This window comes from Streptomyces zhihengii (assembly GCF_016919245.1).
Taxonomy (GTDB): Bacteria; Actinomycetota; Actinomycetes; order Streptomycetales; family Streptomycetaceae; genus Streptomyces; species Streptomyces zhihengii.
The window spans coordinates 5,674,548-5,688,297 of the sequence record NZ_JAFEJA010000001.1; the positions used below are offsets into that span (position 1 = coordinate 5,674,548).

7 protein-coding genes are annotated in these 13,750 nt (G+C 70.8%); 2 read left to right on the forward strand and 5 right to left on the reverse strand.

The genetic code is table 11. The annotated features are described in order from the left end of the window. Window positions 1-677 precede the first annotated feature (677 nt). Window positions 678-7,511 carry a polymorphic toxin-type HINT domain-containing protein gene (locus tag JE024_RS24040; protein ID WP_205375570.1) on the forward strand — a complete coding sequence of 2,278 codons (6,834 nt, stop codon included), beginning with the start codon at window positions 678-680 and terminating at the stop codon, window positions 7,509-7,511. Then, on the forward strand, window positions 7,495-8,463 hold the full coding sequence (locus tag JE024_RS24045) for a DUF3710 domain-containing protein (protein WP_205375571.1): 969 nt from the start codon (window positions 7,495-7,497) through the stop codon (window positions 8,461-8,463). The genes JE024_RS24040 and JE024_RS24045 overlap by 17 nt, the downstream gene beginning before the upstream one ends. A gap of 313 nt (window positions 8,464-8,776) precedes the next feature. On the opposite strand, the gene JE024_RS24050 is transcribed toward JE024_RS24045, so the two are convergent. The 5 genes from JE024_RS24050 to JE024_RS24070 all read right to left on the reverse strand — a co-directional run bounded on the left by JE024_RS24050 (window position 8,777) and on the right by JE024_RS24070 (window position 13,710). Beyond that, on the reverse strand, window positions 8,777-10,039 hold the full coding sequence (locus tag JE024_RS24050; RefSeq protein ID WP_205375572.1) for a beta-ketoacyl-[acyl-carrier-protein] synthase family protein: 1,263 nt from the start codon (window positions 10,037-10,039) through the stop codon (window positions 8,777-8,779). Window positions 10,040-10,125: 86 nt separating this feature from the next. Then, window positions 10,126-10,380: an acyl carrier protein gene (locus JE024_RS24055; RefSeq protein ID WP_147986308.1), complete on the reverse strand. Its 255-nt coding sequence runs from the start codon at window positions 10,378-10,380 to the stop codon at window positions 10,126-10,128. 62 nt (window positions 10,381-10,442) lie between these two features. Then, on the reverse strand, window positions 10,443-11,474 hold the full coding sequence (locus JE024_RS24060) for a ketoacyl-ACP synthase III (RefSeq protein ID WP_205375573.1): 1,032 nt from the start codon (window positions 11,472-11,474) through the stop codon (window positions 10,443-10,445). Window positions 11,475-11,491: 17 nt separating this feature from the next. Further along, complete coding sequence (locus tag JE024_RS24065; RefSeq protein WP_205375574.1) at window positions 11,492-12,436, reverse strand: ACP S-malonyltransferase; 945 nt, start codon at window positions 12,434-12,436, stop codon at window positions 11,492-11,494. An 89-nt stretch (window positions 12,437-12,525) separates the two neighbouring features. After that, window positions 12,526-13,710: a PucR family transcriptional regulator gene (locus JE024_RS24070; RefSeq protein WP_205375575.1), complete on the reverse strand. Its 1,185-nt coding sequence runs from the start codon at window positions 13,708-13,710 to the stop codon at window positions 12,526-12,528. Window positions 13,711-13,750 lie beyond the last annotated feature (40 nt).

Genomic DNA, 13,750 nt, shown 5'->3' on the forward strand with positions numbered 1-13,750 from the left:
TGAAACGGTGATTGCGGCCGATGGTTCGATGTCGGACTTGTGATCTTGTGAAGTCCCCGGGGGCGTGGAATAGTCCCGTTCCGCTTCGAGGGATCCGGGGGGATCCGTACACCGCCGAAGCACATCGATCGGATCGCCGCCCGGCCCGCTGATGACGGGACGGAGGGGCGATGCGGGGTGGGGGGGGCACATGCCGCGCGCATCGGCACGTACAGGGCGAGGGGTGAGGACGTCGGCTCCCCGTGGGCGACCACGGGTGGAGACCGCCCTCCGGGACGGCCCGGACACACCCCTGGGGACGCCGGCGGAGCCGGCCCCGGGAACCTCCTGAACCGACGGACCCCGGCGTCCGCCCGCCGTCCGTGACACGACGTCACCCCGCGGCCACCGTCCACCGTCTTCGCTTCCCGCGGCCGCCGTGCGCGCCGCGTACCCGTCATGAACATTCCCGACACCGGCGACGTCGCCCACCGCGCGACACCGAACGTGCCGGGAACGGACCGCATCGCGGACCGTTCCCGCGCAGGCACGACGTGACGGTGCAAGGACCTCCGAGGACCAGGCACCCGAGCGCATCCACCTTCCCCATCGACGTGCGGAGACACGTGATGCCATTTCGCGGCCGGTTGCTGAACCGGCGAATACCAGGGCGGCTGCTCGCGGCCACCGCTCTGGGGGTGACGATCGCTCTGACCGGTTCCTCGGTGCAGGCGATGCCGCTGACCCTGGAGGAGCAGGTCCGGGGTCGTCCCGGTGTGCAGGACTTCGGTGATCCGGTCGAGGGCCGGGACGCGAAGGCGGCGCCGCGGCGTGCCGATGCGGCGCGGAAGGCGGCCGTCACGGCGCTGGACAAGGCGGTCTGGCCGGGCGACGGCAGCGCGGAGCTGGCCGTTGCGGCTTCGGGCAAGGAGAAGGTGGTCGGCGGTCTGCCGGTCACCGTCACATCCGTGCCGGTGAGGGCGGCGAAGTCGGCCCGTGCTGCTGCGGCTGCGTCGCCCGCCGAGGTGCGGGTGGATGTGCTGCCGGGGAAGCGGGCCGGTGAGCTGGGCGCGGGTGCGGTGCTGCGGGTGGAGCGTTCGGACGCGGGGGCGAAGGCTGCTCCGGTCCGGCTGACCGTGGACTACTCGTCGTTCGCGGAGGGGTACGGCGGCTCGTATGCGTCGCGGCTGCGGTTGGTGCAGTTGCCGGCGTGTGCGGCGGTCGCGGTGCCGGGCAGCGCCGGGTGTCCGGAGCTGCCGAAGCCTCTGGCGACGGTGAACGATCCCGAGGCGCGCACGGTGTCGGCGTCGGTGACGGCGGCTCCTGCGCAGGCGGCGGGCGCGTCGACGATGGCGGCCGAGGCCGCGCCGCTGGTGGCGCTGGCGGCGGGTCCGTCGTCGGGCCAGGGTTCCTACAAGGCGACGTCCCTGGCTCCTGCGTCGAGCTGGAGCGTCGCCAATTCCAGTGGCGGGTTCAGCTGGAACTATCCGATGCGGACGGTTCCGACGCCGGGTGGTCTGTCGCCGACGGTGGGTCTGGGGTATTCGTCGCAGTCGGCGGACGGCCGGACGGCGGTGACGAACAACCAGGGTTCCTGGGTCGGTGAGGGTTTCTCGTACGACGCGGGGTTCATCGAGCGCCGTTACAAGCCCTGTTCCGATGACGGGCACGAGTCGTCGGGTGAGCAGTGCTGGGCGTTCGACAATGCCTCGATCATGCTCAACGGGACGTCGAGTGAGCTGATCAAGGACGACGATTCCGGGGCGTGGAAGTTCGCTTCGGACGACGGTACGAAGGTCGAGAAGCTCACGGGTGCGTCGAACGGTGACGACAACGGTGAGCACTGGAAGGTCACGACGGCCGACGGTACGCAGTACTGGTTCGGGCTGAACCGGCTGCCGGGGTACACGGACGGCAAGGAGACGACCGGTTCGACGTGGACCGTGCCGGTGTTCGGTGACGACTCCGGGGAGCCGTGCTACAACGCGACGTTCACCAGTGCGCACTGCAAGCAGGCGTGGCGGTGGAGTCTTGACTATGTCAAGGACACGCACGGCAATGTGATGTCGTACTTCTACGCGCCGGAGACGAACTACTACGCGCTGAACGGGAAGACGGACGTCAACGGTACGGCGTATCACCGTGGCGGCTGGCTGAAGCGGATCGACTACGGTCAGCGTGACGGTCAGGTGTATGCGGCGAAGGCGCCGGCGCGGGTGGTGTTCGAGACCGCGGAGCGTTGTCTTCCGACGTCGGATTTCGATTGTGCGGAGTCGAAGCGGACGAAGGCGAACGCGGCGCGGTGGCCGGACACTCCGGTGGATCAGGAGTGCAAGGCCGATACGAAGTGCACGGTCGGGCAGACGTTCTGGACGACGAAGCGGCTGACGGGCATCACGACCCAGATGCGCAAGAGTGCGACCGAGTACCAGGATGTGGATGCGTGGTCGTTCACGCATCTGTTCACGGACAACGGTGACGACTCGAAGACGCTGTGGCTGTCGAAGCTGGAGCACGAGGGCCGGGTGGGGACGGCGGCGAAGCTGCCGGCGCTGGAGCTGTTCGGTGAGCAGCTGGTCAACCGGGTGGATGCGATCGGTGACAACATCGCGCCGTTCCACCGCTACCGCCTCGCCGCTGTGGTGAGTGAGACGGGCGCGCAGCTCGATGTGAACTACGCGCCGACCGAGTGCTCGAAGGCGTCGCTGCCGAAGCCGGGTGAGTCGGTGAAGCGGTGTTATCCGGTGAAGTGGGCGCCGCCGGGGACGATCGAGCCGATCACGGACTGGTTCCACAAGTACGTGGTCGCGGAGATCGTGGAGACGGACCGTACCGGTGGTGGCGATTCGCTGGTGACGCGGTACGACTACAAGGGTGACGCGGCCTGGCGGAAGGCGAAGCCGGACGGGATCACCGAGGACAAGTACCTCACCTGGGGTGGCTGGCAGGGCTACGGCAAGGTCACCGTCACGTCGGGGAGTGCGGACAAGCAGTCCACGCGGATCGACTACACGTACATGCAGGGCATGGACGGGGACAAGGACCCGGACGGCGGCAACCGCTCGGTCAAGGTCAAGGACTCGACCGGCGCGGAGTTCACGGACGCGGAGGAGTTCACCGGGCACCAGCTGGAGGCCCAGACCTGGGACGGCGACAAGGTCGTCTCCAAGGTCGTCACCACTCCGTGGAAGGCCGTGACGGGCACCCAGACCCACAGTTGGGGCACCAGGAACGCCGTCATCGTGCGGTCGGACGTGGAGCGGGGCTTCAGCCTCCTGGCGAACGACACCTGGCGCGAGTCGAAGAGCACCACGAAGTACTCCACCGTGTACGGCACCGGCCGGGTGACCGAGGTCGACGACCAGGGTGACGTCTCCACGACGGCGGACGACGCCTGCATCCGTATCTGGTACGCCGACAACACCACGGCCAACCTGCTGTCCCTGCCCTCGCGCAGCGAAGCCGTGGGCGTGCGGTGCTCCGCGACGCCGGACCGCAAGACGCAGGTCCACGCCGACGAGCGGACCTCGTACGACAACAAGGCGTTCGGCGAGGCCCCGACCCGGGGTCTGGCGACCACGACGGAGCGGCTGACCGCGCACAACGGCACCACCGGCACCTACCAGGTCACCGGCACCACGACGTACGACGGTTTCGGGCGGCCGCTGTCGCAGAAGGACGCGTCGGGGGCCGAGACCAAGACGTCGTACACGGACGTCAACGGTCTGATCTCGCAGACGAAGAACACCAACGCGCTGAACCACGTCACCACCACGGACTACGTCCCGGCGTGGGGCATGTCGGCCGGTCAGACCGACGCCAACGGCAAGCGCACCGACCTCGCCTACGACGGACTGGGCCGCCTGACCTCGGTCTGGCTCCCGGACCGGGCGAAGACGCAGACGCCGTCCATCAAGTACTCCTACAACGTCCGCCGTGACAAGGTCACCGCGATCCGGACGGAGAAGATCGAGAACGACGGCTCCTACGGCTCCGAGTACGAGCTGTTCGACAGCCTGCTGCGCCCGCGTCAGCTCCAGACCGAGGGCCCGAAGGGCACCCGGATGGTGGCCGACTCGTTCTACGACGGCACCGGGAAGATCAAGCAGACCAACGCCACCTACAACGCGGCGGGAGCGGCGTCGGACGAGCTGCTGATCGTCCGCAACGGCGAGGTCGGCCAGCAGTCGCTGCTGCGGTACGACGGCCTCGGCCGTCCGACCGCGCAGATCATGGCCGTCTCCGGTGTGGAGCAGTGGCGCACCACGACGACCTACGACGGCGAGCGCACCACGGTCGACCCGCCGCAGGGCGGTGTCCCGACGACGTCGATCAGCGACGCCCGGGGCAACACCGAGGAGATCTGGCACTACAAGGGCGACTCCCCGAACCCGCTCGCGGGCTACGACGCCACCAAGTACACCTTCACGCAGAAGAACCAGCTGGAGACCGTCACCGACGCCAAGGGCAACCAGTGGCGGTACGGGTACGACCTGCTGGGCCGCACCACACAGCTCGACGACCCGGACACGGGCACGTCGACCACGCAGTACGACGCGCTCGACCGCCCCGTCTCGACCACCGACGGGCGCGGCAAGAAGATCTCCACGGTCTACGACAAGCTGGGCCGGCCCCTGTCGAGCTGGCAGGGCGAGGCGAACACGGGGACCCGGCTCACGGAGACCCGGTACGACAAGGCCGGCATGCTGGGCCGGGCCTACGCGGACCTGAGCTATGTCTCGCCGACGGAGTACTTCGCCACCGTCATCCAGACGTGGGACGACTTCTACCGTCCGCTGCGGAGCGACTACCTCGTCCCCGCCTCGCAGGGCTCGCTGGCCGGGACGTACTCCTTCACCTCGGCCTACAACCGTGACGGCAGCGTGCAGTCCAGCGGGGTGCCCGCCGCGGGCGGTCTGCCGGCCGAGGTGCTCGTCAACGGCTACGACGAGCTCCAGCGCCCGACGACCCTGACGGGTGCGACGCCGTACGTCACGAACACGGTCTACTCGAACCAGGGCCACATGCTCCAGTTCGAGCTGAACACCGGTGGCAAGAAGGTCTGGCAGACCTTCGACTACGAGACGGGCACCGACCGCCTCAAGCGCATCGTGGTGGACGTCTACGGTGCTCCGGCGCCGGTGAAGGAGGCGAACTACTCCTACGACCAGGCCGGCAACGTCCTGTCGATCGCGGACACCTCGAACACGGCCTCGCCGGACGTGCAGTGCTTCGGCTACGACGCCCGCAAGCGTCTCGCCGAGGCGTGGACACCTGCGGCCACCGTCGCCGAGGCGACCGGCAGCGGGTCCGTGGGCTCCATCGCCCCGCTCGACGGTTCCGGCCCGGCCGCCTGCCAGGCGGCTCCCGGCGCGAAGGCGCTCGGCGGCCCCGCGCCGTACTGGAAGTCGTACGTCACCGACGCCATCGGCAACCGGACCTCGGAGACGGTGCACGACACCGGGCTGAACCCGGCGAAGAACATCACCCGCACCTTCACCTACGGCGGCGCGGGCGCCCTCGGCGACGGACCCCACCAGGTCACCAAGGTCGTCGAGAACACCCCCACCGGCGACCGGCAGTCCAGCTACGAGTACGACGACTCCGGCAACACCACCAAGCGCACCATCGGCGGCAACGCCCAGACGCTGGAGTGGACCGCCGACGGGAAGCTCGGCAAGGCGAAGGAGGCCGACGGGTCCGAGACGACCTACCTCTACGACAGCGTCGGCAACCGGGTCCAGCGCAAGGACACCACCGGCACCACGGTCTATCTGCCGGGCATGGAGCTGAAGCTCTCCGCCGACGGCGCCAAGAAGTCGGCCACCCGCTACTACGCGCACGCGGGTGAGACGGTGGCCGTGCGCACGGACGACGGCACCGTGTCGTTCATCGCCGCCGACCACCACGGCACCGGCGAGGTCGCGGTCCACGCCGTCACCGGTTCGGTGACCCAGCGCCGCTTCGATCCCTACGGTGTCGAACGGGGCACGGCGACCGGCAGCTGGCCGGGCGAGAAGGGCTATGTCGGCGGCACCATCGACAAGTCGACCGGCCTGACCCATCTCGGCGCACGCGAGTACGACGCGGTGATCGGCAAGTTCATCTCCGTCGACCCGCTGATCGACTACACCCAGCCGCAGCAGATCAACGGCTACAGCTACGCCAACAACACCCCGGTCACCCACGCCGACCCGAGCGGCATGGCGATCCCGGAGTGCATGCAGGGCCTGATCGAGTGCCGGGGCGGTCTCCCCGTCTCCGGCGGCAAGAAGGACCCGGTCAAGGAGGCGTCCAACAACGTCGACGGGGCCTCCAACATCCTGGGCGGCGCCCAGGAGCAGCAGACACAGGCCAAGCAGCGGATCAAGTCCGCGGGCAAGGCCCTCGTCAAGATCGTCCGCGACATCCTGGGCGTGGACGCCGCTCTCGACTGCGTCTCCAGCGGTGACATGGGCGCGTGCGGCGAGACACTGCTGAACATCGCGGGCAGCTTCGCCGGCGGTCTCGCCGGCAAGATCCTCGCCAAGTACGGCGCACCCTGGAACTGGGCCAAGGGCGCCAAACTCGCCAAGCGGGTCGTCAATCTCGTCGGCGACCTGGTCGGCGGGGTGAAGGACCTCTTCAAGGCCAACAAGGCCGTCGACAAGGCCAAGGACGGGCTGTCCAAGGCCAAGGACGCACTGGCGGCGGCCAAGAAGAAGGCGGCCGCGGCGGTCAAGAAGGGCAAGGGCGACGGGGATCCGCCGGGAGGCTCGTGCCCGACCTCACCCGTCAAGCACAGCTTCCTGCCCGGCACGAAGGTCCTCCTGGCCGACGGCACCACCAAGCCGATCGAGGACGTGGTCCTCGGCGACGAGGTCACCGTCACCGACCCGGAGACCGGTGAGACGACCGTCCGCGAAGTCGTGGGCACCATCGTCACCGAGGACGACAAGCACTTCGTCGACCTCACCGTCACCGGCCGTTCCGGCGAGGCCGAGAGCCTGGTCTCCACCACGACCCACCCGTTCTGGTCCGTCTCCGAGGGCCGTTGGGTCGAGGCGGGCGACCTGACGCCCGGCATGACCCTGTACACGGCGTCGGGCGACACGGCCGAGGTCACGGACACGCGCTACTTCGAGCAGCGCCAGCGCACCCACGACCTCACGGTCGCGGACGTCCACACCTACTACGTGCTCGCCGAGGACAGCCCGCTGCTGGTGCACAACTGCGGCACCCGGGCCAGCCAGGACCCGGGCGAGGTCCCGGACCTCTACGACCCCGACAGTGGCGACTTCAACGAGTACCGGGGTAAGAAGGAGAAGCTCGAAGAGGCCGGCAAGACGCGCCGGGCGACCGAGGAGATGGTGTCCGAGTCCGAGACACGGTCGTCGACCATCTCCCGGAGTCCGGGCGCCGCGCAGAAGATGATCGACGGCGCGCAACAGGCCGGATCCCACGGTCCGGCGGAGGTGCTGGTCGTGAGCGCCCTCGTCGCCGCGAAGGCGGCGCAGAAACTCAGGAAATGGTGGAATGGGCGTCGCAGGTGAGGAGGCGGCGGCTGTCGTCGCGCAGTTCGCGCGGGACGGCTTCGTCGCCGAGGAGAGCAGGGAACGGGCCGAGTTCGGCGTCTGGGACCGGGTCACCCCGGGCCGGGTGGTCCTCGTGGCGTTGCAGACCGTCCTGCGGCTGCGGCATGAGGACGGCCGGGACGACGCCGCCGCGCCGCCCGCGGGCGGCGCTGCGGGACTCGGCGGCGAGGACCACCGGGTGCTCGTCCCGGCGCTGCTGGGTGACGCGCCCGCGGCCCGGGAGGCGGAGCGGCGGGGCCTGATCACCCTGGACCACGTGCTGGCGCTGCTCGCGTCCGTCGTGGCCGAGGAGTCGATGTCCGAGGCGGAGACGGGCGAACTGCTCGCCGCCGCCGAGGAGAGCTGCGCCGAGGCCCCGGGCGGGGCCGCCACGGGCCGGGGGATCGACGCCGGCCCGTGGGACGAGGACGACGCCGGACGCCCGGAGGGCGGCCGGGTGATCGACCTCGGGGCGCTGCTGGTGCCGAGGGTGCCGGGGGTCGAGGTCCACCCCATGCGGTCCGACGACGGTGCCGTGGTCGCCGTCACGGTCGTCAACGGCCGGACGGCGGTCCAGTTGCAGGCGTACCGCTCGTCCCCCGACACCTCGTGGGAGACGATCCGGGGGCAGCTCTCCCGGTCCATCGGCAGGAACGGCGGCTCCGTCGAGGAGCGCGCCGGGCGTGCGGGCGTCGAGCTGCAGACGGTCGTGCCCGTCCGGGGCAAGTCCGCCGGGCAGATCTCCCGGGTCCTCGGCTGCGACGGTCCCGGCTGGGTCCTGCGCGGGTTCGTGACCGGGGCCGGTGCGAAGCCCGGCAGCACGGACGCGTGGGCGTACGCGACCTTCGAGGGGACGGTCGTCCGCGCGTCGTACGCGCCGCCCTCCCGGGGCGCGGCGATCGCGCTGCGCTGGCCGCCCGCGGAGGCGTAAGGGCTCCGACGCGCGAGGCCCCGCACCCCTCGGGGGTGCGGGGCCTCGTCGCCGTTGCGGCGCCGGACGGGCCGGGACCGTCCGGCCACGGGCCGGACACCGGCCGCCGGGTCCGGCGGGGTGCCGTGCCGTCCGGTGCCGGTCGACACCGCGAGCCCGGCCCGGCGGGGCACCGTGACGTCCCGTCGCGGGCGGCCGGGGCCGGGGGAGTGCCGTGCCCTCCGGGCGGGACGGGCCCGTCCCGCCCGGAGCGACACGACGGCGCCGGCACCCCCGGGAGGGTGCCGGCGCCGTCGTGTGCGGCGGAGCCGCGTCAGACCGTGCGGAAGGCGAGGACCACGTTGTGGCCGCCGAAGCCGAACGAGTTGTTGATCGCCGCGATCGTGCCCTCGGGCAGCGCGCGCGGGGTGTCGCGGACCACGTCCGCCTCGACGGCCTCGTCGAGTTCGCCGATGTTGATCGTGGGCGGGGCGGTGCGGGTGTGGAGCGCGAGGACGGTGGCGACCGTCTCGATGCCGCCGGCGCCGCCGAGCAGGTGGCCCGTCATCGACTTGGTGGCGGAGACCGCGACATGGTCGAGGTCGTCGCCGAGGACGGCGCGCAGGGCCTTGATCTCGGCGACGTCGCCCTGCGGCGTCGACGTGGCGTGCGCGTTGAGGTGGACGACCTCGGACGGCTTGAGGTCCGTGGTCTCCAGCAGGTTGCGCAGGGCCGCCGCGATGCCGCGGCCGGTCGGCTCGGGCTGCGCGATGTGGTGGCTGTCGGCGGACAGGCCCTGGCCGAGGACCTCGCAGTAGACCTTGGCGCCGCGCGCGGCGGCGTGCTCGGCCGACTCCAGGATCACGACGCCCGCGCCCTCGCCGAGGACGAAGCCGTCGCGGCCGGTGTCGTAGGGCCGGGAGGCCTTCAGCGGCTCGTCGTTGTTCTTGGACATCGCCATCATGTTGGCGAACGCCGCGATGGGCAGCGGGTGGATCGCCGCCTCGGTGCCGCCGGCGACGACCACGTCGGCACGGCCGGTGCGGATCATCTCGACGGCGTAGCCGATCGCCTCGGCGCCGGACGCGCACGCGGACACCGGGGTGTGGACGCCCGCCTGGGCGTTCACCTCCAGGCCGACGTTGGCGGAGGGGCCGTTGGGCATCAGCATGGGGACGGTGTGCGGGGAGACCCGGCGCACGCCCTTGTCCTTGAGGACGTCGTACTGGTCGAGCAGAGTCGTTACGCCACCGATGCCGGAGGCGATGACGGTGCCGAGACGGGCCGGCGCGACGGACTCGTCCTCGCCCGCGGGGGCGGTGAATCCGGCGTCGGACCACGCCTCGCGGGCCGCGATGACCGCGAACTGCGCGGAGCGGTCCAGCTTGCGGGCGAGCGGGCGCGGCAGGACCTCGCCCGGGTCGACCGCGGCGGTCGCCGCGATGCGGACCGGGAGTTCGGCGTAGCGCTCGCCCTCCAGGGCCTTCACGCCGGAACGACCGGCGAGCAGGCCTTCCCACGTCGATGCGCTGTCGCCACCCAGCGGTGTGGTTGCGCCGATACCGGTGACGACCACGGTGCGATTGGTCGAGTTCACAGGAATTCTTTCTCCACTGTCAGAGGGTGCGGAATTGATCCGGCGCCACCGAGGGTGGCGACCAGCGCGTCAGACGACCCAGGCGCTTACTTGGCGACCTGGTGGTTGAGGATGTAGTCCGCGGCGTCGCCGACGGTCTTCAGGTTCTTGACGTCCTCGTCCGGGATCTTGACGTCGAAGCGCTCTTCGGCGGCGACGACGACCTCGACCATGGACAGCGAGTCGACGTCCAGGTCGTCGGTGAAGGACTTGTCCAGCTGGACGTCCTCGACCGGGATGCCGGCGATCTCGTTGACGATCTCGGCGAGACCTTCGACGATCTCTTCCTGAGTGGCGGCCATGTTGGCGCTCCTTCGGTGTGTATCAGAGGGTGTGGCAGGGCCGTGCGGAGGTCCGACGGCGCCTAGGGGAGGGTAACGACCGTCGCGGCGTAGACGAGACCCGCCCCGAAGCCGATGACGAGCGCGGTGTCGCCGCTCTTCGCCTGTCCGGTCGCCAGGAGCCGCTCCATGGCGAGCGGGATCGAGGCGGCGGAGGTGTTGCCGGTTGTCTCGACGTCACGGGCGACCGTGACGTGCTCCGGCAGCTTCAGTGTCTTCACCATCGAGTCGATGATCCGCATGTTGGCCTGGTGCGGGATGAAGACGTCCAGGTCGGCCGGCGCGATGCCGGCCGCGTCGAGCGCCTGCTGGGCGACCTTCGCCATCTCGAAGACGGCCCAGCGGAAGACCGCCTGGCCCTCCTGCGTGATGGCGGGGAACTTGACCTCGCCCGCCTCGTTCAGCGGCAGCTTGGAGACGTCGCCCACGTGGAAGTCGTTCCACGGGACGGTCTGCTTGATGGTCTCGGACTTGTCGCCCTCCGAACCCCACACCGTGGGGCCGATGTGCGGCTCGTCCGAGGGGCCGACCACGACCGCGCCCGCGCCGTCGCCGAACAGGAAGGCCGTGGCACGGTCCTCCAGGTCGGTCAGGTCGCTGAGCCGCTCGACGCCGATGACGAGGACGTACTCGGCGGAGCCCTCGACGATCATGCCCTTGGCGAGGGTCAGGCCGTAGCCGAAGCCCGCGCAGCCGGCCGAGATGTCGAAGGCGGCGGGCTTGCCCGCGCCCACCTTGTCGGCGATCTCGGTGGCGACGGCGGGGGTCTGCTTGAAGTGGGACACCGTCGAGACGATCACGGCGCCGATCTGCTCGGCGGCGATGCCCGCGTCGGCGAGCGCCTTGCCCGACGCCTCGACCGACATCGCGGTCACGGTCTCCTCGGGGGAGGCCCAGTGACGGGTGGCGATGCCGGAGCGCGAGCGGATCCACTCGTCGGAGGAGTCGATCTTCTCGAGGATCACCTCGTTGGGCACCACACGGACGGGGCGGTAGCCGCCGACACCCATGATGCGCGCGTACGGGGCGCCCTTGCTGGGCTTGATCTTCGACATGCTGTACGGCTCCCTTGTCAGACTGTGCCCGCGGGACCGGCGGCGTCGGCGGCACCGGTGGAGGCGAGCAGCGTGCGGGCCGCTTCGAGGTCGTCCGGAGTCTTGAGTGCGACCGTCCGGACGCCCGGCAGGGCACGCTTGGCGAGACCCGTGAGCGTACCGCCGGGGCAGACTTCGAGGAGCGCCGTGGCGCCGAGTTCCGTGAACGTCTCCATGCACAGGTCCCAGCGGACGGGGTTGGCGACCTGGCCGACGAGGCGGGCGATGACGTCCGCGCCGGAGGCGACGGTCCTCCCGTCCTTGTTGGAGACGTACGGCACGGCGGGGTCGGCCGGCGCGATGTCCCCGGCGGCCTTCTCCAGCGTGGTGACGGCGGACGCCATGTGGTGGGTGTGGAACGCGCCGGCCACCTTGAGCGGGACGACCCTGCGGACGCCCTCGGGCTTGTCCTCGGCGAGGGCGGCGAGCTGCTCCAGGGTGCCGGCGGCGACGATCTGGCCGGCGCCGTTGACGTTGGCCGGGGTCAGACCGAGCTTCTCCAGGTGGGCGATGCTCACGTCCGGGTCGCCCCCGAGCAGCGCCGACATGCCCGTCTCGGTGACCGCGGCGGCCTCGGCCATGGCCAGGCCCCGGGTGCGGACCAGGCGCAGGGCGGTCGTCTCGTCGATGACGCCGGCGAACGCGGCCGCGGTGATCTCGCCGACGCTGTGGCCGGCGACGGCGCCGGGCGCGATGTCGCCGAGGGCGGCGGCGGACAGCAGTCCGGCGGCGACCAGCAGGGGCTGGGCGACCGCGGTGTCACGGATCTCGTCCGCGTCGGCCTTCGTGCCGTAGTGGGCGAGGTCGAGCTGGATGGCGTCGGACCAGGCGGCCACGCGGTCGGCGGCGCCGGGGAGTTCGAGCCAGGGGGTCAGGAAGCCGGGCGTCTGGGCGCCTTGGCCGGGAGCGACGAGTACGAGCACCCTCACACTCTCTCTTGCGGACGGCTCGGGACACCCGTGGGGACAGGGACCAAGAACCGTCGGGGGAATTGTCGGTGTCCCACAAAAGTCTAGGACTGGGGGTCCCCGTCGGCCAGACGCCCCAGGATGAGGGCGATTCGCAGCGTGAACGCCGAGCGGACGTCCGAGGGGGACCATCCGGTGACGTCTGTCACACGTCGCAGCCGGTAGCGCACGGTGTTGGGGTGAACGAACAGCATCCGGGCCGCGCCCTCCAGGCTGCTCGCCTGCTCCAGATAGACACTGAGAGTTTCCAGCAGCGCGGAACCGGCCTCTTCCAGTGGTCTGTAGATCTCCTCCACCAACTGTTCGCGCGCCGCAGGGTCGGAGGCGATGGCGCGTTCCGGCAGGAGATCGTCCGCGAGCACGGGACGGGGGGCGTCCTGCCAGGCGGCGCACGCCTTGAGGCCCGCCGCGGCGGCCTGTGCGGAGCGGGTCGCGGCCAGCAGGTCCGGCACGACCGGGCCCGCGACCACGGGACCGGCGGCGTAGGGGCCGATCAGCGCCTTGGCGACGTGCAGGGGGTTGTCGTTGCCGCCGGCGATGACGACCAGCCGGTTGCCGAGGACCCCGGTGAGGACCTGGAGCTTGGCGTGCCGGGCGGCCCGGCGGATCGCCTCCACGGTCAGCTCGCTGTCGCCGTCGGGCGCGGTGCCGAGGATCACGCACACATGGTCGGGGGAGTTCCAGCCGAGGGCGGCGGCACGGGACACGGCGCCCTCGTCGGCCTCGCCCGACAGCACCGCGTTCACCACCAGCGACTCCAGGCGGGCGTCCCACGCGCCCCGGGCCTCCGCCGCCTGCGCGTACACCTGCGCCGTGGCGAAGGCGATCTCCCGCGCGTAGACCAGCAGCGCCTCGCGCAGCACGGACTCGTCGCCGGGCGCGGCGACCTCCTCGATCGCCGCCTCCATGACCTCGATGGTGGTGCGCACCATCTCCACGGTCTGGCGCAGGGTGATCGCCCGGGTCAGCTCGCGCGGGGCGGTGCCGAAGACGTCGGTGGAGATCGCCTGCGGAGTCTCCGGGTGCCGGAACCACTCCGTGAAGGCGGCGATGCCGGCCTGGGCCACCAGCCCGATCCACGACCGGTTCTCCGGGGGCATGGCGCGGTACCACGGCAGCGACTCGTCCATGCGGGCGATCGCGTTGGCCGCGAGCCGGCCGGACGACTGCTCCAGGCGGCGGAGGGTCGCGGAGTGCGGATGGGAGGCGTTCGCAGGAGGTTCGGACACGGGGACAAGAGTGCCTTATCAGGACGCGGGGTCCGAGTGC

Coding starts and splice junctions, on each gene's coding strand:
- JE024_RS24045 (WP_205375571.1), top strand. CDS start 7,495: ATGGGCGTCGCAGGTGAGGAGGCGGCGGCTGTCGTCGCGCAGTTCGCG.
- JE024_RS24055 (WP_147986308.1), bottom strand. CDS start 10,380: ATGGCCGCCACTCAGGAAGAGATCGTCGAAGGTCTCGCCGAGATCGTC.
- JE024_RS24060 (WP_205375573.1), bottom strand. CDS start 11,474: ATGTCGAAGATCAAGCCCAGCAAGGGCGCCCCGTACGCGCGCATCATG.